Origin of the sequence: Streptomyces sp. NPDC008086, from assembly GCF_042957325.1 — a bacterium.
Taxonomy (GTDB): Bacteria; Actinomycetota; Actinomycetes; order Streptomycetales; family Streptomycetaceae; genus Streptomyces.
Window position 1 is genome coordinate 1,117,588 of the sequence record NZ_JBIBIA010000001.1, and the last position, 20,118, is coordinate 1,137,705.

General features: G+C 69.5%; 10 protein-coding genes. 2 read left to right on the forward strand and 8 right to left on the reverse strand.

The genetic code is table 11. The features are described from left to right. Positions 1-247 precede the first annotated feature (247 nt). From ACFZBP_RS04800 to ACFZBP_RS04815, 4 genes are all read right to left on the reverse strand, one after another. Positions 248-706, reverse strand: coding sequence for a hypothetical protein (locus ACFZBP_RS04800; RefSeq protein ID WP_391409945.1), 459 nt, complete (start codon positions 704-706; stop codon positions 248-250). Next, complete coding sequence (locus ACFZBP_RS04805; protein ID WP_391410360.1) at positions 703-1,110, reverse strand: hypothetical protein; 408 nt, start codon at positions 1,108-1,110, stop codon at positions 703-705. The genes ACFZBP_RS04800 and ACFZBP_RS04805 overlap by 4 nt, the downstream gene beginning before the upstream one ends. Further along, positions 1,110-8,066 carry a polymorphic toxin-type HINT domain-containing protein gene (locus ACFZBP_RS04810; protein ID WP_391409947.1) on the reverse strand — a complete coding sequence of 2,319 codons (6,957 nt, stop codon included), beginning with the start codon at positions 8,064-8,066 and terminating at the stop codon, positions 1,110-1,112. The genes ACFZBP_RS04805 and ACFZBP_RS04810 overlap by 1 nt, the downstream gene beginning before the upstream one ends. Positions 8,067-8,254: 188 nt before the next feature. Continuing rightward, on the reverse strand, positions 8,255-12,577 hold the full coding sequence (locus ACFZBP_RS04815; protein ID WP_391409949.1) for a LamG-like jellyroll fold domain-containing protein: 4,323 nt from the start codon (positions 12,575-12,577) through the stop codon (positions 8,255-8,257). Between the two features lie 176 nt (positions 12,578-12,753). Between ACFZBP_RS04815 and ACFZBP_RS04820 the strand changes: the two genes are divergently transcribed. Then, positions 12,754-13,638 carry an NAD(P)-binding domain-containing protein gene (locus ACFZBP_RS04820; RefSeq protein WP_391409951.1) on the forward strand — a complete coding sequence of 295 codons (885 nt, stop codon included), beginning with the start codon at positions 12,754-12,756 and terminating at the stop codon, positions 13,636-13,638. Positions 13,639-13,667: 29 nt separating this feature from the next. After that, positions 13,668-14,039 (forward strand): NTP pyrophosphohydrolase, encoded by a 372-nt coding sequence (locus tag ACFZBP_RS04825; RefSeq protein WP_391409952.1) that lies wholly within the window; start codon positions 13,668-13,670, stop codon positions 14,037-14,039. 55 nt (positions 14,040-14,094) lie between these two features. On the opposite strand, the gene ACFZBP_RS04830 is transcribed toward ACFZBP_RS04825, so the two are convergent. From ACFZBP_RS04830 to ACFZBP_RS04845, 4 genes are all read right to left on the reverse strand, one after another. Next, a complete protein-coding gene (locus ACFZBP_RS04830; RefSeq protein ID WP_391409954.1) occupies positions 14,095-15,618 on the reverse strand; it encodes an amino acid permease in 1,524 nt (507 codons plus the stop codon). A 147-nt stretch (positions 15,619-15,765) separates the two neighbouring features. After that, entirely contained in the window at positions 15,766-17,697 is a 1,932-nt protein-coding gene (gene dxs, locus ACFZBP_RS04835) for a 1-deoxy-D-xylulose-5-phosphate synthase (RefSeq protein ID WP_391409956.1), read from the reverse strand. A gap of 232 nt (positions 17,698-17,929) precedes the next feature. Next, the gene (locus tag ACFZBP_RS04840) at positions 17,930-19,225 is read right to left on the reverse strand and encodes a sugar ABC transporter permease (protein WP_391409958.1); all 1,296 of its coding nucleotides are present in this window, start codon (positions 19,223-19,225) and stop codon (positions 17,930-17,932) included. After that, positions 19,222-20,013 carry an ATP-binding cassette domain-containing protein gene (locus tag ACFZBP_RS04845; protein WP_383445795.1) on the reverse strand — a complete coding sequence of 264 codons (792 nt, stop codon included), beginning with the start codon at positions 20,011-20,013 and terminating at the stop codon, positions 19,222-19,224. Before ACFZBP_RS04845 ends, ACFZBP_RS04840 begins: the two co-directional genes overlap by 4 nt. Positions 20,014-20,118 lie beyond the last annotated feature (105 nt).

Genomic DNA, 20,118 nt, shown 5'->3' on the forward strand with positions numbered 1-20,118 from the left:
GCGGGGCGGGTATGCGGTCGGGGGGCGCCCCTGGCTTCCCCGCGGACGGCGCCGTTCCCTCGTCAGGGACCGTCAGCGCCATGGTGCGTCATGGCCGCGCAGCCCCAGGATCCACGAGGCCGGGTCGGGCCGGAACTCCTGACATGGATTCATCTCCAGACCCCTTCCGGAATTGTCAGTGCTGGAAAAACGGCCCCCTGCTCCCGAATACCGGGAGCAGGGGGCCGCGTGGTGATGCTGTACCGCGTCAGACGGTCTCCGGCGGGAATCCGTAGTGGGCGTCACCACGGACGAAGGCCCGCCAGGCCTCGATGTTCCCGGAGCAGTCCGGGAACACCTCGAGCCGGAAGCCCTGCTCCCAGTTCACGGTGAGCTCACCCGTCTCGCCCACGGTCACACCGTCGACGCGGGGGTGGAGCTGTCCGAGCACGCCGTTGAGCGTGACGGTCCGGGCGTCGTAGATCATGCGGAACTCGTCGAAGGCATGGGGGCCCGCGCCTTTCTGGGCGTACCGCATGTCCTTGGATCCCAGGAGGATCCTCCCGTTCCGTACGATCCGGAACGGACACTGCATGTGGATCATGGCCTCCTCGCCGTCAGGGCCGTGGAACTCGACGATGCCCATGTCCACTGCTCTGCCGACGGAGCGGGCGACCGCACCCCTCAGGATGCGGTCGACCTCGCCACCCAGACCTGTCGTGGTCACCCGTGGCCCGGGTCGGTAAGACGCTTTCGCGCCGTGTCGCTCACCTGGTCCCACGGGTGCGCGGCGAGGACGCGCAGGGCATCGTCCGGCGTGCTCGGGTTGCCGGCCACGGACGACACGACCGCGTCGTGGGCGTCCCTTGCCAGTTCGCCGAGCACGTCCGGCGGTGTGTCCCGTCGGCCTGCGACCTTGTCACGAACCCTCCAGTCGGCGTCCTTGGCCAACTGCCGCAGCACGTCTGCCGGAACCGTGCGGTTGAAGGCGACCCAGAACCGCATGTCCGGGTGGTGCGCGACGAGCTCCCGCCATACCTCGGCGGGCGCTTCTTCCTTCTTCAGGCGCTGATAATCGCCGCCGTCGCCGCTTTCCCGGAGCCGGATGAACTCCTCTGCGCTCTCGATCATCAGCACACCGACTTCAGGTTCTTCCAGGAAATGAACTTCCCGGTCTTGCCCTTGTGCTTGCCTGTCATGAAGTCTCCGTATTCGTCGGCATCGGCCACCCACTCCAGGCCCTTCGACGTCTCCTTGAAGACCTTCCAGGTCGAGGCATGACCGGCCTTGTCCGGGCTCCACCAGTAGACATTGCCTGCCGCGTCCGGAGCCTGCTTGTAGTAGTTCACTCCGAAGGGGCCACCCCGCTTGATCTCCACGGACTTGCCGGGCTTGATCTTCCAGGGCCCGCGTGTGTCGCCTCCGCCGGAGTTGTGCACCAGCACCGGCGTGTCGCCGGCGACCACATAGTAGGTGTGGACGTCGTCGATCGTGAGGTCGTGCGTGCGTTGCCGCTTCTCGAACGGACGGGTCTTCTCGACCCGCACCGTGCTGCCGTCGACGGTGCGCAGCGTCATTCCGGGTTTCAGTTCCCCGGCATCGACCCAGGTGCCCTCGGACGGGGACCAGAAGGGGTGCGTCGTGGTGGTGGTCAGCGGGGCCGCGGCCTCGCCGTTCTCCTGCGCGACCGTGAGATCGACGAAGTGCTTGTCGTCCTCGGTCACGATGGTGGCGACGACCGCACGCGTGACGGTCCTACCGGTCGTCGGGTCGGTGACGACGATCTCGTCACCGATGCGCACCTCCTCGATGGGCTTGGTCGACCCGTCCGCCATCAGGACCCCGGTGCCCGGCGTGAAGCTGTGCACCAGGCCGGCTGCCAGGCACTCGACGGGCAGGACGTCCGTTTTCTTGATGCCCGCCTTGATGCTCTTGAAGATGACCTTTCCGGCCTTTCCGACCAGTCCGGTGGCAACGGCGACACCTACGTCGATCGCTGCCGCCTTGCAGGCACTGCCGGATCCCTTGGCGCACCCGACGTAGTCATCGACGCCCAGTACCTCGAGGATTCCGGGGCCGTCCCGGTCGCCGAACCAGCCGAGTTCTCCGACCGCGTTGCAGAAGTCGGAACCAGCGACCGTCAGGCCCGTGCATCGGGCCCTCGCCCAGTTCTGCAGGTTGTGCTCGTAGTCGAGTCGTTCGTGGTAGTAAGGGAAGTTCTCGGCGAGCTCCGCCTGGGTCGGGATGTAGGTGCCCTGGATGGTGATCGAGTCACCCTTGGGCGCGATGACGATCGGCTTCTTGCCGTAGGTGCCGTTCCTCCTGGCCTCCTGCGACATCTTGACCGCGGTGTCGTAGCAGGACTGCGTCCGCTGACAGTTGTTGGAGTTGCCGTCAATGACGCCGTCGGTGTCGCCTTCGACTCCCGCGCAGATGCCGTCCGCTCCGCCGCCGGGCGCACCGTGGATGCAGCCAAGACCGTCGGGGTCGCTGAAGGTGACGGGACTGTTGTTGCTGTAGGCGTAGCCGTTGAACGCCTGCGGGTCGTTCGTGGACAACAGCGGGTCGACGGAGATGAAGCGGCCGATGGCAGGGTCGTACTCACGCGCACCGATGTGCTGTAGTCCGGTCGACCCGGAGTCGTCCGTCCCACCGAGGAACCCGGCCGTACCGGGCCAGTTGCCGGGCCGGTCGCCGCGGATGTCGCCGAACGGCAGCGTGCGACGCTGGGTCAGCTGCTGGGTCGCCGCCTCGATCGCCAACTGGCCCGAGCCCTGATTGTCAGCCAAGGTGAAGGAGACCGAACCGTTGTCCTCGATCACCGCCTGGTGGCCGCTGCCCAGGTCCAGGGTGCGGGTGGCCTTGGGAGTGCTGCTGCCCTTGGCAACGGTGATCTGCGTGGCGCCCAGGTAGAGCGTGGACTCCGTGGGGGTCCGCGCGATGAGACGGTTTCCCTCGGTGTCGTAGATGTACTCCGTGACCTCGTCCGGCTGGCCCTCGACCGGCTTGGTCACCTTGACCAGATGGCCTTCGACGTCCCAGTCGAGGTCCTGGGTCGTGCCCGCGAGGGTGCGGGTGTCGGAGTTGCCGACCACGTCGTAGCCGTAGGAGTCCTGCGCGGTACCGCCCGGACCGGTCTGGGTCACGGTGTTCACGGCATGCGGACGGGGCTGGCCCGGTTCCGGGTAAGCGTAGGTGCGCACGGTGTTCTTCGCCGTGTCACCGGTGATGTCGTGCAGGGTCTCGGTACGCCGGTTGCCCACCTTGTCGTAGGTGTACGAGTGCCAGTACGGAGCGGGGCCGCCGACCGTCTGACCGCTGGGGGCCGCTGCGCAGGTGGCTGTGGCCTGAGTCCAGGCCGTGGTCATCCGGCGCAGATGGTCGTAGTCGAAGCACTGCGTGTCGGTGCCGGAGCGGGACACGTCCGAGACGGACAGGACGTTGCCTGCCTGGTCGTAGCGGTAGGTGTTGTGTCGGTCGACGCCCGCCACGTTCTCGCGGTCCACCCGCGAGGTGGCCAGGCGCTGCGTGCCCCATTCGTAGGTGTTGGTCGCCCAGACCTTCTTTCCGCCGTTGTTCGAGAACTCGTACTGCAGCGGCTTTCCGGTGAGGCTGTGGCTGATGGTGGCGTCGATCCCCTGGCTGCCGCTGAGCGCGGTCGGCCGCAGGGTCTGGGTGTCATAGGTGAACGCCACCGTGGTAGCGGACAGCGCGCCCGCGGCCGGGAATCCGGTCGAGCGCATCGAGCCGTCCACGTTGTAGGCGGTCGCGGAAAGATACGTGCCGGCGAGTGCACCTTCACTCGCGGGAATGGTCACGGACGAGCGAAGCGTCCGGTACAGCCGGTCATAGGCGACGATCTTGCTGGTGTACGCGTTGGAGCCGACGTACCGTGTGGACTCGGCCAGGTGGCCCTTGGCGCCGCTGATCGTGTCGTAGACCCACTTGGCGCGCAGAGCGCCCGTGGCACTGTTCTCCCGCATCTCGGTGTGCCGGCCGAGCCCGTCGTAGACGTAGTAGAGGTCGGTTTCCCGGTCGTCGGAGACGGACGTGAGCTGACCGTGGTCGTCGTAGGTGCTGGAGCTCGGGCCCTTGTCCGGGTCGGTCGTGTCGGTGAGACGGCCGAGCAGGTCGTAGGTGTAGGTCCAGCTGTTCCCGGCCGGGTCGGTCAGCTTCTCCAGCTCGCCGCGCTTGGTGTAGGCGTAGCGGGTGGTGTCGTACGCGGCTTCGGCGGCGCGCGCGTGGTGCTGACGCAGTTCGGTCGTCTGCCCGCGGGCGTCGGTGACCGTGGTGGTCGCGGTGCCGCCCTCCGGCGGGATGACCGTGGTGCGGTCACCGCCGTAGATCGTGCGGGTGGTGCCCAGCACCGTGCCGCCGTCGCCGTTGCCCGCGATCTGCTCGGCCACGGTGGGGCGGCCCATACCGTCGTAGGTGGTACGGGTCTGGGTCTCTACGGAGAGCGCGTCCGCGGGCTTGAACAGGGTCCGTGAGGGCGCGCCGGTGGCGTAGTAGGTCGCGAAGGTCTTGGCGGTCAGACCACGTTCGTCGTAGAAGACGTCCGACAGCACGCGCCCGCCGTCCGGCCCGGGAGCCTGACTCTGACGCTCCCTCAGAAGTCCGTCATAGAGGGTGTACCTGGCCACTTGGCTGCCGCCGGAACCGAGCGCCTTGGTGACGACCGCGACCGGCTGTCCCTCCGTGACCAGGTAGTCGAACTCGTAGCTCGGCGTCAGCGTCGTCTGCCGGTCAGCCAGCCATACCTTCGAGGACCGGCCGAGCGCGTCGTACGTGAACGTCGTGACCTTGCCGTTCGCGTCGGTCTGGGTCAGCGGCAGCCCGCGGCGCAGGTCGTGGGTGGCGTAGCTGACCAGGGCCGTGGTGGCGTCCCCGGCCTTCGCCGGCGGTGTGGTCGTGGTCGTCTTCGTGACGAAGCCGGTGCTCGGGGTGCGGTCGGTGGTGGTGGTACGGCCGTCCGTGCGCGCGGTGCGTACGGGGGCGCCCGTGCCCGTGACCGTGACGTTCGCCGTCAGGTCGGTGCTGGTGAGGACCCGGCCGTAGGAGTCGAAGGTCGCCCCGGACTCCAGGTAGGTGGCCGTGGTGCCGTCGTGCTTCTTCAACAGGGCCGTGGCCGTGACGTCGCCCTTGGTCGGGGCCGCGCCGTAGGCACCGCCGTCGTAGGCCGTGCGGACGTCGGAGATGACGTCCTTGGAGCGGTCTACGGGGTCGGCGCAGGACTTGGCGACGGTCTCGACGCGGTCGGGCAGGCCGAGGATGTTGTCGGTGCTGTTGGTGGCGTAGGTGGTGCGGGTGCAGCGGTTGTCCGCGGCCGTGGTGGTGTCGCCGAAGTCGTCGACCTGGGTGACCCGTCCGGCGACCGTGTCGTACGAGGTGGCCGTGGAGGTGGTCCGCCAGGACGTGCCCGCCCCGTCGTCCAGGGAAGTCCAGGTCTTGGAGCTGGCGATACCGGTGAAGTTGGCGGTGACCGTGCCCCAGTCGCGGGTCTTCTTCGCGGTCTGGTGGTACCAGGGGCGGTTCACGGTCTTGGTGAGGACCTTGCCGCCGTTGCCGGAGTAGCCGACCGTCTTGTAGGTGGTGCCGGCCAGCGCCTCGTGGTCGGTGATGGGGTCGCCCTCGCCTGCGCCGAGGGTGACGCTGACGTTCTTGGTGCCGCCGGTCGGGGACTCGCGGTCGCCGTCCATGCCGCGCAGGAAGTAGGAGTCGGACTGCGACTTCATCGCCGCGTCGCCGCCCTGGCCGCCGGTCTTGACGCGCACGTGTCCATAGCCGCGCCACTGGGACCAGGTCTTGGACTTCTCCTTGGTCAGACCGTCGTCATCGTCGTAGTGCCAGGCGGCCGGCCCCATGTACTCGTACCGGGTGACCTGGTCGGGCGCCCCGCCGGTGCGGTCGGTCGCGGTGACGGAGGTGACGACGTACTTGTTGAACCAGTGCCGCTCCGGGTCCTCGGTGGAGCTGCCCCCGATGTACTGCGGGAAGCAGCGGGTCGTGTTGGTCTGCGGGGTGGGCAGCGCGGCCCAGTCGCAGGCCGGTGCCGAGTAGTTGACGTCGATCTGGCCGCCGTACTCGTCGGCGATCGTCGACAGGCGCGACTTGATGAACGGGGCGAAGCCGTCACCGGTCTTGTCGAGCCGGTTCTCCAGCTGGGTGTAGCTGAAGGTCGTCTTCGGCAGGGTGATCGTGGGGGTGGCGGTGTGGCCGGTGTGCTGGATCGAGTCGAGCAGCAGCTGGTAGTCGATGTCGGCCATGCCCCAGCGGTGGGCCAGCTTCCAGGAGTCGACCTTCTGGTAGGCGCCGGCGGCGTCGATGACCTGCGTGGTCACCTCGCTGAGGCGCTTGCGCGTCCAGAACGTGGGCGACAGACGGCCGTCGTCGCAGTCCTTGCCCTCGTCGCAGTTGAGGTCCCAGGGCATGTCGTACCAGTAGGCGGAGTCGCTGGTGATGGACGAGCAGGTGGTCTGCGCGTCGGGCAGGCAGCGCTCGGCGTTGGTGAAGGTGACCTTCGCGAGCGCCGGAGTGCCGTACATCGAGGACGACTTGAGGCCGTACTGGATCTCGTCCAGGTAGCCGCCGCGGGTGTAGCGGGTGTCGTCGGCGGCCTTCAGGTTGCGGCCGTAGGAGTTCTTCTCCTGGGTGTAGTAGTACGCGATGGCGTTGCCGCGCGGGTCGACGACGTAGTCGAGGTTCCAGCGCCAGGCCTGCTGGCACCAGGAGTCGGCGAAGGCCGCGGCGTGGCAGGCCTCGCCGGTGTCGTCGCCGAAGACGGGCGCGGTCCACGTGGAGTTCGTGGTCTTCTTGCCGTCGGCCCAGCCGGGCAGCCGGTGGTAGCCGAAGTAGTAGCGCACCCCGTCGGGGTCGGTGAGCCGCCAGTACTCGCCGTTGTCGTCGCCGTTTCCGCGGGTGGTGGACGTCAGCCGGGCGATCCGGGTGCCGTCGTCCTGGCGGAGCTTGAACTCGCCGTCGGTGCCGGTGGGGACGAGCTCGCCGCCCTTGCCGTTGAAGCTGATGAAGGCGTTGTCGTAGCCCCAGCACAGGTCGCCGGGCTTCATGCCGTCGCTGTTCTCGACACCGTCCTCGGCGCACGGCTTGTAGCGGCGCTCTATGTAGCCCGGCCACATGTCGAAGCCGCTGCCGATCCAGGAGGACTGGTTGTTGGTCTCGGTGGTGCGGCCGTCGACCGAGCCGGAGGAGTAGCCGAGGCCGATGCTCGGCTTCAGCCCGCCGGGCACCTCGGGGACACCCATGTCGTAGGACCAGGCGAAGTCACCGGTGTTGAGGTTGGTCTGCCAGGTCGCGGACGGCGCGAGCGTGGTCGCCTTGTAGTCGCCGGTGGCCGCGCTGTCGTCCGCCACGGCGGCGAGCACGGTCGGCTGGGCGGAGGCGAGCCGCACGGACGGGGCGGTGAGCGCGCCGCTTTCCGTGTCGTTGACGGTCTCGACCGGCTTCTGGGTACGGCACTTGGCCCGCTCCGGCGTCTTCAGGACACAGGCGGGCAGCTGGACCAGGCGGAGCCGGGCGCCGTAGCCGCCGCCGTAGGCCTGGGCGAGGTCGCGGTAGTCGACGCGCACCTGGGCGGCGCCGTCGGTGAAGTCGGTGCGCTCGGGGGCGAGCGTCACGAGCAGGCCGTCGATCGCGGCCTTCCGGGTCTGCCCCCGCCCGGCGAGCTCGACCCGCACGGCACCCAAGGCGCCGCGCGCCTTGGCGGCGCCGACGGAGACGGGCAGTTTGCCGGCCTTGACCGGAGCCTGCGCCGCGCCCTTCGAGCCCTTCGCATCCTTCGCGCTCGCCGAGCCCTTGGCGCCCTCAGCGCCTGCCGAAGCCTTCGCGCCCTTCGCTCCCGCCGGTGTCCCGGTGAGGGTCACCCGGCCCGAACCCGCCCCGGGCCACTCGGCCTTGGGCGCGGTCCGCGGGGTGCGCGGGCCGCGCTCCACCGTGCGGGGCTTCGTCTTGGCCGCGGCACCGGCCACGGGCCGCTCCGCCTTGGGCAGGGCCGGCCGGCCCCGTCCGTCGTCCGCCACGGCTCCCGCGCCCGCCGGGGCGGTGATGCCTTGGAGCACCGTGGCGATCATGACTATCCCGGAAGCCAGTGCGGTCTTCCGTCTCCACCGGGCCGCGCGGCCCGGTCGTCCCGTATCCCTCATCGTTCCCCTTGATGTGTGACAGCTCGTGTGAAGCCGGTGGCGGCCCGGGCGGGACCCGGGCGGCGGCGCGGTGCCGGCCCGTCCGCACAGGGGCGACGGGCCGGCACCGCTTCCGGTCAGTCGGTGCCGGGTACCTCGGTGGCGACGCCCGGCATGCCCAGCGACAGATGGGCGATCTGGGAGTCGCTCAGCGTCCCCTGGAAGGCCCAGACGTCGTCGATGGCGCCGGGCCAGTACTCGCCCCACGCCCCCGCCGTGCGGGCGCGGCCGATCTGGAGTCCGCCCGTGGCCTTGTACGACAGGACGTTCTCGGACCACGACAGGCGGTCGGCGCAGGTCGGGTCGTCGGACTCGCCGTCACCGTCGTCGTCCGCGCAGGCGACCTCCTCCAGCTGCCCGTTCACATAGAGCCGGGCCTCCTTGGCGAAGCCGTCGTAGACGAGCGCCAGGTGGTTCCAGTCCCGTGCGTCGTAGAACTGCTGGTTCTCGGTGCGTACGACGGTGGCGTCCGTCGCGTCGGAGTCCGGAATCGAGATCTGCCAGCGCCCCGCGCCCGCGTCACCCGCGGCGGCCGGTACGTGCCGGATCGCGAAGGCGCTGTTGGACGCGCCGGGTGCGCTGAGGACCGCGGCGCTGCGGGTCGGGGCACCGGCCGCGGTGGCCCAGCCCATCACCGTGAAGCTGGCCGTCGTGTCGATGACGGGCGTGGCGGTCGCGGCGTGGTCGTCGACGCCGTCCAGCTGGAGGGCACCGTCGTCGACCCAGGAAGCCCCGACCTGCGCGCCACCGCCCACGGTCAGCGCCCGGTTGTCGGCGGAGGCGTCGGGGCTGGTGGCCGGGGTGCCGGTGGCCACCGAGTCCAGCAGCCAGCGGCCCTTGACCAGCGGCCGCTGCCGGAACATCTGCCGGACCTCGTCGGCGGAGACGGGCCGGTCGAACAGGCTCACCTCGTCGATCTGGCCGCCGAAGAACGATCCGGGCGCGCCGTCGTAGGAGCCGGCGCCGATCTGCACCGCGCCGCCCGCGTACCAGCCGGCCTGGAGGTCCGTCTCGCCCGCCTTGACGCCGTTGACGTACAGGGTGAGCTTGTTCGCGACGGTGTCGTGCACGCCCACCAGGTGGGTCCAGGTGTCGCCGTAGGCGGTCTGCCCGTCGGCCTGCATCGCCCGGATCGGGGTGGCGGTCGAGGTGTCCGCCGAGTACTGGTTGACCGCCCACCGGTCGTACGTCTTGGAGTAGTACAGCTCAAGACCCGGCCGGTGGGTGCCCGCCTGGGTCACGACGACGGCGGCGTGGTCGGGCTTGGTCTTGGGCAGCTTGGCCCACGCCGAGACCGCGAAGCTGCGCTGGTTGTTCAGCAGCGGTCGCCCGGTGGAGGCGTAGTCGTCGTTCCCGTCGAGGGTCAGGGCCTTGCCCGCGGTGCCGGTCTGCCCCGGCGTGACGCCTCCGGAGAACGTGGCCGACGCGACCTCGGCGGCCCCGGTCAGGATGGTCGTGGGGGTGCCGGCGCTGTCCGTGGCCTGCTCGTCGAGCGGGAACACCGCCCGAGCGCTGCGGCCCGAGATGAGCGAGTCCTTGCCGTAGAGCCGGGTCACCTCGCCGGACGACACGGGCTTGTCGAAGATCTGCAACTCGTCGATCGCCCCGGGGAAGAACGACCCGGGCTGCCCGCTGTAGGAGCCGGCGCCGATCTGGAGCCCGCGCCGCGCGTCCCACGGCGAGTCGTACGTCGTGGTCCCGGCCAGCTGTCCGTTGACGTAGAGGTTCATCTCGTCGCTGGTCGCGCTGTAGGAGCCCACCAGGTGGGTCCATTCACCGGCCTTGACTCCGCCCGGCGAGGCCTGCATGGCCCGTACGATGCCCGCGCTCGCGGTGTCGGAGGTGTACTGGTTGAACGCCCAGCGGTCGTAGGTCTTCGAGTAGTACAGCTCGAAGCCCGGGGAGTGGTTGCCGGGCTGGGCCGCGATGATCGCCGCGTGGTCCGGCATCGCCGACAGCTTCGCCCAGGCCGAGACCGAGAAACCGGTCGAGGTGTCCACCGTGGGGATGTCGGTGACCGCGTAGTCGTCGACGCCGTCGAACGACGCCGCGCTCCCCTTGGCCCCGGCCACGCCGAGGGTGACACCGCCGCGCAGTTCGGCGGTGCGCTCCGGTGCAGACCCCTTGGCGGCGCTCGCTCCGGCGCCCTCGTCCAGCTGCCAGATCGCCCGCTCCGGCTGTCCGGCCTTGACCCGGAACTGGTAGGTACGGATCTCGCTGTCGTTGCCCGCCGAGTCGAACGCCTGCGCGGTGATGAAGTTGAGCCCGGGCTTGGCGGGCAGCACGTCGGCCGTCCTCAGCGCACCGGAGGACGTGGTCAGAGTGTTCTTCGAGGTCGGGTCGCCGTTGATGCCGAACCAGTACTTCGTCACGTCGGTCTCGGGCGAGTCGATGTCGAAGAAGCCGTACTTGCCGACGCCGTCGTACCACGGGTCCTCGGGGTTCTCCGGGTCGGAGGCCGGGTACTCGCCGGACGCGATCGTCGGGGCCTTGGGCACCTTGGTGTCGTAGACGAAGTAACAGCCCGTGGGGTCGCCGGTGTACGACCACGGCGAGTACTGGCCGCCGTCGTAGGAGCGCGCGTACCAGTGGACCGTCTTGTTCGCGGTGACCGAGGGCAGCGTGATGGAGAAGCTGGACCCCGACTTCTTGTACGAGGTCAGCGCCGGCTTCCACCGGGCGATGAGGCCCTTGCCGTCGCCCGAGTCCCACTTGGCCTGGAACTGGACGGCGATGTTGTCGCCGTCGGGGTCGGTGACGTTGTTCGCGTAGACCTTGCCCAGCGTGCGCACACGAGCCGGGGAGGTGGGCTTCTTGCAGGTGCCGCCGTACTCCGCCGTCAGCTGCGACATCTTGATCTGGGACGGCGGGCGGTTGTACTTGACGCGCAGGAACGCGTCGTCCGAGAAGCGCTTCCAGCCGTACTCGTCCGTCTCGCTGGACGCCCGCAGACCGAAGGTCATCGTCGACCACTTGCCGTTCGCGGCCGTCTGGACGGCGGAGCGCACGTCGAACTCCGCGTCCTTGGCGGCGCAGCCGTCATAGCCGTAGGCGAAGCTCTCCGTCTTGAGGTGGTCGATCCAGAAGTCCGAGTCGTTCTGGGAGTTCCAGGTCGTCGACGAGCTGATGCCCTTGGTGCGCCACAGCTGCACCCCGCGGTCCGAGCACGACGCCGACCAGGTGTTGCGCACGACGAACTCGGCGGACAGGATGCTGCGGCCCGCGAACTTGGAGACGGGGATGCGGTAGAAGAGCCGCTTGGTGTCGTACGGCTGGCAGTAGTGCCAGCCGCAGTAGCCCATGCCGGCGGTGGACTCGCCGTTGAACTTCCACTGCGGCGACGACGCCCAGTACTTGGACACCATCGTCCACGCGGACCGCTTGGGCGAGTACCACTGCGGGTCGATGTAGACGGGGTACTTGGTGTCCGGGCCCTTCAGGACCTCCGAGTCCGGCTTGAGCACCAGCTCACGGCCGGTGGTGGGCAGTTCCACGCCTACGGGCGCGAGCTTCCCGGACTCGCCGGCGTCGGCCCCGGCGCCGCTGCCGCCCGTCGGGCCGGCCTTGGCGTCCCCGGCCACGACGGTGGCTTTGGCACGCTCCGCACCGCCGGCCGACTTGGCCGCGGCGGTCGCGCTCTTCCCGGGGCTGGAGTCCCACATCACGGGCCTCGGCGCCTCGAACACCGTGCTGCCCGCGGCCTCGTCGACGGCCTCCAGACCTCCCGTGGCCGTCTCGCGTACGTCCAGGTCCTGGGCGGACAGCTTCAGCCGCAGCTCCTTGAGCGCCGGGCTTGCCGCCGCGTCGGCGGACTTGACGACGAGCAGCTGGGTGAACCCGTCCTCCTGCGCGCCCATGCGCAGGTCCACGTCCGGAAGAACGTTCCGGTAGGTCGCGGTGTCGCCGTCGAGTTCCGGTGCCGGGAGTTTCGTCGGCCAGGACAGGGCGAGCTCACGTCCGGCGCGCTCCATGCGCACCAGGGGCTCGTCGCCGCCGCCGGAGAACTCCAGCCGTACCGTGGTCGCCCCGGGCGCGACCGTGCCGTCGGCGCGCTTGGCGAGGCCGGTGTCGATCGGCTGCCACACGCCGTCCACCCGGGCGCGTACGGGGCGCAGGTGCTCCCGCGCCTCGAGCTTGCCGTCCGGTGTCGCGTACACCTCGCTGCTCTCGCCGCGCAGCGACACGATCTCCACGTTCGTGCCGGTCCGCTTGGCCTTGGCCAGCGCTTCGGATTCGGACAGGGTCTCTTTGCCCGTGTCCTGTCCGGACGTCTGCCGCGGTGCCGCGGCCGATGCGGTCGTGGTCGCCGCCGGTGGCAGTGCGACCACCAGGCCCAGACCGAGTGCCACGGACAGCGCGCCGCCCACGACGCGTCTTCGTGACTTCCCTTCGGTGCTCACACACCTCACCCCCCTATATGAAGATTTGATGAGAACAAGCTGACGGACTGTACTCCGGCCGAAGCGTGATGATCGAGAGGAGAATCAGGGCATACGGAAACCGCATCACGCGGGTGGCCATGATCTTGGTCACATCACTGGTAGCAACGTCCGTACGAGAACAGGAAGTCGACGTCATGACCGACAAGCTCACCGTGACCGTCCTGGGCACCGGCATCATGGGCGCCGCGATGGCCCGCAATCTCGCCCGTGCCGGGCACACCGTCCGCGCCTGGAACCGCACCCGCGCCAAGGCCGAGCCCCTGGGCGCCGACGGCGCCCTGATCGCCGACACGCCGGCCGAGGCGGTCCGGGGCGCCGACGTCGTCCTGACCATGCTGCACGACGGCCCCGCGACCCTGGACGTCATGCGTGAGGCGGCGCCCGCCCTGCGCCGGGGTGCCGCGTGGGTGCAGTCGACGACCGCCGGCATCGAGGGCATCGCCGACCTGGCCGACTTCGCGCGCGAGCACGGCCTCGTCTTCTACGACGCCCCGATGCTCGGCACCCGCCAGCCCGCCGAGGCCGGCCGGCTCACCGTGCTGGCGGCGGGGCCGGTCGAGGGCCGGCCGACGGTGACGCCGGTGTTCGACGCCGTGGGCGCCCGGACCGTGTGGACCGGGGAGGACGGGGGGGCCGGCACCGCTACCCGCCTGAAGCTGGTCGCCAACAGCTGGGTGCTGGCGGTGACGAACGCGGCCGGTGAGGTGCTGGCCCTGTCCAAGGCCCTGGACGTGGATCCCCAGCGGTTCTTCGAGGTGATCGACGGCGGCCCGCTCGACATGGGGTATCTGCGCGCCAAGACCGGTCTTGTGCTGAACGACGGGCTGTCCCCGGCCGCGTTCGCGGTGCGCACGGCGGCGAAGGACGCGCGGCTGATCGTGGAGGCGGGTGAGCGGTACGGCGCCCGTCTGGACGTGGCCGCGGCGAGCGCGGAGCGGTTCGAGCGGGCGGATGCGCAGGGGCACGGGGACGAGGACATGGCGGCGGCGTACTTCGCCAGCTTCGAGGAGGGGAGGTAGGGCCCGGTCGGCGTGGGACCCTTGCCCCCATGGATGAGGACGCTCCCCTGCTCGTGATCGTCGACGCCGCGAACGTCGTCGGGTCGGTGCCGGACGGCTGGTGGCGGGACCGGCGGGGGGCCGCGGAGCGGCTGCGGGACCGGCTGGCGGCGGACGGGGTGCCGGGGCGTGCGGGGCCCGTGGAGATCGTGCTCGTGGTGGAGGGGGCGGCCCGGGGAGTCGAGTCCGTGCCGGGCGTGCGGGTGGAGTCCGCTGCCGGGAGCGGCGACGACCACATGGTCGAGCTGGTGGCGGGGGCGGGCGGCCGGGCCTGTCTGGTGGTGACTGCGGATCGTGAACTGCGGCGCAGGGTCGCGGAGTTGGGGGCGGATGTGACGGGGCCGCGTACGGTCCGGCCGTAGCCGGCTGTCGTACGCGGCCCCGTGACGTCGGGTCGGGCCTCGGCGTCTGGTTCGGCTACTCGGTGTCCTTGCCGTGTCCCTTCTCCACCTCGGCCACGGTCGTCTCCCCGTGCAGCGCCATACGGCTGTGGGAGCGGCCGTAGAGGAAGTAGACGACGAAGCCCGCGGCCATCCAGATGCCGAAGCGGACCCATGTCTCGGCGGGCAGGTTGATCATCAGCCACAGCGAGGCGCACACCGAGAGGATCGGGATGACGGGCACCCACGGGGTGCGGAAGGCCCGGTGCAGGTCGGGGCGGGTCCTGCGGAGGATGATCACGCCGATGGCGACGACCACGAAGGCGAACAGGGTGCCGATGTTCACCAGCGCGGCGAGTTCGTTCAGCGGGGTGAAGCCGGCGAGGATCGCGATGATCACGCCGAGCAGGATGGTCGGGCGGTGCGGGGTCTTGAAGCGCGGGTGGACGTGGGAGAAGAACCGGGGCAGCAGTCCGTCGCGGCTCATCGCGAAGAAGACGCGGGTCTGGCCGAGGAGCAGGATCATGCAGACCGTCGTCAGGCCGACCGCCGCTCCGAAGCTGATGAAGCCCGCGAACCAGGGATGCCCGGTGGCCTTGAAGGCGTCGGCGAGCGGGGCGTCCACGGACAGCCGGCTGTAGTGCTGCATGCCGGTGACGACGATCGACACGGCGACGTACAGCGTGGTGCAGATGATGAGGGAACCGATGATGCCGCGCGGCATGTCGCGCTGCGGGTTCTTGGTCTCCTCGGCGGCGGTCGCCACGACGTCGAAGCCGATGAAGGCGAAGAACACGACCGAGGCGGCGGTGAAGATGCCCATCACGCCGTAGTTGGAGGGCGCCCAGCCGAACATGAGCTGGATCAGCGGGGCGTCGAGACTGCTGCCGGCGTCCACCGTCTGGGTCTTCGGGATGAACGGGTCGTAGTTGTCACCGTCGATCAGGAACGCGCCCGCGATGATCACGACGAGGACGACGGTCACCTTGATGGCGACGACCAGGGACGTGATCCGCGCGGACAGCTTCATGCCGACCACGAGGATGCAGGTGAGGATGAGGACGAGGACGGCGGCGAGGATGTCGAAGCCGAAGGTGTCGGCGCCCTCCCGGCTCCCCAGGGCCTCGGGCATGGACCAGCCGGCGGTGTCCATCAGCGACTGGATGTAGCCGGACCAGCCGACGGCCACCACCGCCGTCCCGAGCGCGAACTCAAGGACCAGGTCCCAGCCGATGATCCAGGCGGGCAGTTCGCCGAGGGAGGCGTAGGAGAAGGTGTACGCGGACCCGGCGACCGGGACCGTGGAGGCGAACTCCGCGTAACAGAGGGCGGCCAGCGCGCAGGCGACACCGGCCGCGACGAACGCCAGGGCCACGGCGGGCCCGGCGTTGTTCTTCGCGACGGTGCCGGTGAGCACGAAGATGCCGGTGCCGATGATGACGCCGACGCCGAAAACGGTCAGATCCAGCGCGGACAAGGACTTCTTGAGCGCGTGCTCTGGCTCCTCGGTATCGAGGATGGACTGCTCGACTCTCTTCGTCCGGAAGAGTGTGCTGCTCACGGTCATACCTCCCACGCTTGTCGTCCTCGACATGATCGAGAGGGGGCGTGGTACGCATGCCCCGACGCGGGTGGATTCACACAGATGGGCCGGTTTCACCACCCTTCACGGTGGCGAAACCGGCCCCTGCGGCCCTGTGAGTGGACGTCAGTCGCGCGCGGGCTCCACCGAGTCGACCTCGGCCGCCGTACGCTCCTCGAACCGGCCGTCCAGCTTGGCGACAAGACCGGTGACCTGGCGGGCGATGTCCGGGGCGGTGAGTCCGATCTCCGCCATCACCTCGGCGCGGGAGGCGTGGTCGAGGAAGCGCGGCGGGATGCCGAAGTCACGCAGCGGCAGGTCGACGCCCGCGTCGCGCAGGGCCTGGGCGACCGCCGAGCCGACGCCGCCGACCCGGGAGTTGTCCTCGACGGTGACGACCACGCGGTGCCGCTCGGCGAGCGGGGCCATGGCCTCGTCGACGGGCTTGACCCAGCGCGGGTCGACGACGGTGGTGGTGATGCCCTGCTTGTCGAGCAGGCCGGCGATCTCCAGGCACATGGGGGCGAGGGCACCGACGGAGACGAGCAGAACGTCGGGCGTGTCCGTCCCCGGCTCGCGCAGCACGTCCATGCCGCCCACCCGGCCGACGGCGGGCACGGCGGGGCCGACGGCGCCCTTGGAGAAGCGGACGACGGTCGGCGCGTCCTTGACCTGGACGGCCTCGCGCAGCTGGGCCCGGACCTGGTCGGCGTCGCGCGGGGCGGCGAGCCGGAGGCCGGGGACGACCTGAAGGATCGACATGTCCCACATGCCGTTGTGGGAGGCGCCGTCGGTGCCGGTGACGCCGGCCCGGTCGAGGACGAAGGTGACACCGCACTTGTGCAGCGCCACGTCCATGAGGACCTGGTCGAAGGCGCGGTTGAGGAAGGTCGCGTAGACGGCGAAGACGGGGTGCAGTCCGCCGGTCGCGAGGCCGGCCGCGGAGACGGCGCCGTGCTGCTCGGCGATGCCGACGTCGTAGATCCGGTCCGGGAAGGTGTCCGCGAACTTCTTCAGGCCGACCGGCTGGAGCATCGCCGCGGTGATCGCCACGATGTCCTCGCGCTCCTTGCCGAGCTCGACCATCTCGTCGCCGAAGACGGAGGTCCAGTCGGCGCCGGAGGCCTTGATCGGCAGGCCGGTGTCGGGGTGGATGGGGCCGATGCCGTGGAAGCGGTCGGCCTCGTCCTGGAGGGCGGGCTGGTAGCCGCGGCCCTTCTCGGTGAGGCAGTGCACGATGACCGGGCCACCGAACCGCTTGGCCCGCGCGAGGGCCGACTCCAGGGCCTCGATGTCGTGGCCGTCGATCGGGCCGACGTACTTCAGGCCGAGGTCCTCGAACATGCCCTGCGGCGCGATGAAGTCCTTGAGGCCCTTCTTGGCCCCGTGCAGCGTCTCGTAGAGGGGCCTGCCGACGACGGGCGTGCGGTCGAGGATCTCCTTCGTCCTGGTGAGGAAGCGCTCGTAGCCGTCGGTCGTCCGCAGCGTCGCCAGGTGGTTGGCGAGGCCGCCGATGGTCGGCGCGTACGACCGCTCGTTGTCGTTGACGACGATGACGAGGGGGCGGTCCTTGGCCTCGGCGATGTTGTTCAGCGCCTCCCAGGCCATGCCGCCGGTCAGCGCGCCGTCACCGATGACGGCCACGACGTGGTCGTCGCGTTCGCGCAGCTGGTTGGCTTTCGCGAGGCCGTCGGCCCAGCCGAGGACGGTCGAGGCGTGGCTGTTCTCGATGACGTCGTGCTCGGACTCGGCCTGCGAGGGGTAGCCCGACAGACCGCCCTTCATCTTCAGCTTGCTGAAGTCCTGGCGGCCGGTGAGCAGCTTGTGCACATAGGACTGGTGACCCGTGTCCCACAGCACCTTGTCCCTGGGCGAGTCGAAGACCCGGTGCAGGGCGATGGTCAGCTCCACCACACCGAGGTTGGGGCCGAGGTGGCCGCCGGTCTTGGAAACCGCCTCGACGAGGAAGGTGCGGATCTCCTCTGCCAGCTGGTCCAGCTGCTCAGGGCTGAGCCGGTCCAGATCGCGCGGTCCCCTGATGCGGGTCAGCAGCGGCACCCGTGCCTCCTTGCAGTAGAGCTTTTCGAGCTGTTGCCGGGCTCGTCGAGTCTAATGTTCCGCCCAGCCGGAAGGTTCCCGGCCCACCTGTCGCACGTCACGCAATCGGCCCTACCCAATAACGCCCCGTACTACAACGCCGCAAAAAGGGGCGCGGGGAACTGCGCGACCAGCCCCAACGGACCGGCACCCGCAATCTCACCCACGCCCCTACGGCGCCCCGCGTTCCGCGTTACGCGCGTCCGGCGGTCTTCTGCGTCTTACGAGTGATCGAGTCGATCACGACCGTGGTCAACAGCACACCCGCGGTGATCATGTACTTCACCGGCTCGGCGATCGACTCCAACTGAAGTCCGTACTGGATCGACACGATCACCAGCACACCGAGCAGCGCGTTCCACGTCCGCCCACGCCCACCGAACAGCGACGTACCACCGATGACCGCCGCGGCGATCGCGTTCATGAGCAGGTCGCCCGTACCGGCACTCTGGTTGGCCGAAGCGATCTTCGAGGCCAGGAACAGACCACCGATCGCCGCGAACCCACCCGAGATCGCGAACACGGTGATCCGCACCGCGGTCACGTTGATACCGGCACGACGCGAGGCCTCGACACTGCCACCGAGCGCGAAGATCTTGCGCCCGTACGACGTCCTGCGCAGCAGGAAGTCCGTGGCGAACAGGAACACCAGGAAGATCACCGTGGCCAGCGGCAGACCCTTGTACTGGTTGTACATGATCGCCGCGGCGAAGGAGACCACGCCCAGCAGGACCGTCCGCAGGATCGTGTCGGTCAGCGGCCGGAACGGGATGCCCGCGGCCTCACGACGGCGGTTGCCGAGGAACGAGGTGACGAAGAACAGCGCGGTCACCACGGCCGCCAGCCCGTACGCGGCGGCCACGTCCGTGAAGAAGTACGTCGTGAGCTTGCCGATCAGCCCGTCGCCGTCGAGGTTGATCGTGCCGTTCTCGCCCAGCGTCTGGAGCATGAAGCCGAGCCAGAACAGCAGGCCGGCCAGCGTCACGGCGAAGGCGGGGGCGCCCAGCACCGCGAAGAAGAACCCGTGCGCGGCGCCGATGACGGCACCGGCCGCGATGGCGAAGAGCACGGCCGCCCACTCGGGCCAGCCCTGGTTGACCGCGAGGACGGCGGCGATGGCGCTGGACGCGCCGCTGACCGAACCGACCGACAGGTCGATCTCGCCGAGCAGCAGCACGAAGACGATGCCGACGGAGATCATGCCGGTGCCGACCATCGTGACGGTGATGTCACTGATGTTCTGCGCGGACAGGAACGCCGAGTTCAGGCTCTGGAAGATGACGCAGATGACGACCAGGCCGAGGATGACCGGCAGGGAGCCGAGCTCACCGGCCTTGATCTTGCGCCGGAACTCGGTCACATAGCCGGCCAGTCCCTGCTCCTGCACCAGCAGGCGGGGGTCGACCGCGGTCACGGCGGCCGCGGCGGCCTCGGTGTTGAGGACCTCGTGCTCGTCCTGCGGCGTCGTGGAGGTCTTGTCGATGCTCACTTGGAAGCCTCCCCGTTCGTGCGCGCCGCACGGCGGGTCACGGCGTTGTCGGTGGCGCCGGTGATGGCGGAGATGATCTCCTCCTGCGAGGTCGTCTTGACCTCGAAGACGCCGTTGTTCTGACCCAGGCGCAGCACGGCGACCTTGTCCGCCACGGCCTTGACGTCGGCCATGTTGTGGCTGATGAGGATCACGGCGTGACCCCGCTCGCGCAGCCGCTCGACCAGGTCGAGGACCTGGGCGGTCTGCTCGACACCGAGGGCGGCGGTGGGCTCGTCGAGGATGACCAGCTTGGGCTCGCCGAGCATGGAACGGGCGATGGCCACGGTCTGGCGCTGACCGCCGGAGAGCGAGGCGATCGGGATACGCACGCTGGGGATGCGGATCGACAGGGTCTGGAGCAGCTCGCGCGAGCGGCGCTCCATCTCGACCTCGTCGAGGACACCCCACTTGCGGACCTCACGGCCCAGGTACAGGTTGCCGACGACGTCGATGTTGTCGCACAGCGCGAGGTCCTGGTAGACCGTCGCGATACCGAGGCTCTGGGCGTCGTGCGGCCGGTTGATCGAAACGGCCTTGCCCTCCCATTCGATGACGCCCTCATCGATGGGGTGCACGCCGGCGATCGTCTTGACCAGCGTGGACTTTCCGGCGCCGTTGTCGCCCACCAGGGCGACCACTTCACCGGCGTGGACCTCAAGCTCGACGTCGGTGAGCGCCTGGACGGCACCGAATCGCTTGGAGACCCCGCGCAACGCCAGCACGGGCGTAGCGGACACGTGAACCATCTCCTTCGCCGCCTGACCCGGCGGAAGGTAGTGCAGAAGAGTGAGAGAGGATCCGTCCGGCGCCCCGCGCCGAGCTTGCGGGGCTGACGTATGCGCGGGGGCGCC

Excerpts from the sequence above, each read along its gene's own strand:
- ACFZBP_RS04805 (WP_391410360.1), bottom strand. The coding sequence starts at position 1,110 with ATGATCGAGAGCGCAGAGGAGTTCATCCGGCTCCGGGAAAGCGGCGAC.
- ACFZBP_RS04820 (WP_391409951.1), top strand. The coding sequence starts at position 12,754 with ATGACCGACAAGCTCACCGTGACCGTCCTGGGCACCGGCATCATGGGC.
- ACFZBP_RS04825 (WP_391409952.1), top strand. The coding sequence starts at position 13,668 with ATGGATGAGGACGCTCCCCTGCTCGTGATCGTCGACGCCGCGAACGTC.
- ACFZBP_RS04810 (WP_391409947.1), bottom strand. The coding sequence starts at position 8,066 with ATGATCGCCACGGTGCTCCAAGGCATCACCGCCCCGGCGGGCGCGGGA.
- ACFZBP_RS04845 (WP_383445795.1), bottom strand. The coding sequence starts at position 20,013 with ATGGTTCACGTGTCCGCTACGCCCGTGCTGGCGTTGCGCGGGGTCTCC.